The sequence below is a fragment of the Streptomyces sp. WM6386 genome (genome assembly GCF_000972385.1).
In the GTDB taxonomy this organism is placed as follows: Bacteria; Actinomycetota; Actinomycetes; order Streptomycetales; family Streptomycetaceae; genus Streptomyces.
In genome coordinates this window covers 1-343 of sequence record NZ_JXTE01000693.1, presented here as the reverse complement: position 1 = coordinate 343, position 343 = coordinate 1, and the positions used below count along the sequence as shown (strand labels likewise).

General features: G+C 70.3%; 1 pseudogene. It reads right to left on the bottom strand.

Annotated elements, in window-relative coordinates:
- Positions 1-167: 167 nt before the first annotated feature.
- Positions 168-343, bottom strand: a pseudogene (locus TN53_RS46580) (sugar ABC transporter substrate-binding protein); the annotation flags it as partial.

The following is a 343-nucleotide window of genomic DNA, read 5'->3' as shown; positions in this document are numbered from 1 at the left end:
CTGCTCGGGGTTGTAGTCGGCGCGGAAGGGGAGACGGGGGGTGGGGTCCCCGTCCGCCCCGCCGCTGCGGGAGTGGAGGGTGGAGATCATGGCGGTCCTTCCGAAGGTGATGCGCGGGGCGGCGCGGCGAGGTGCCGCGCCGCCCCGCGTCGGAGCTGTGGTGCGGGCTACTTCTCGATGGTGAAGCCCTGCTCCTCGCCGTACTTGACCGACGCGTCCTGCCAGGCCTTCAGCCCGTCCGCCAGCGAGGTGCTGGAGACGTAGGCCTTGCCGACCGTGTCGTTGAAGATCGAGTTCGCGTACGGCTGGAACGGGAGGTACGACCAGTCGCTCGCCACGTTCG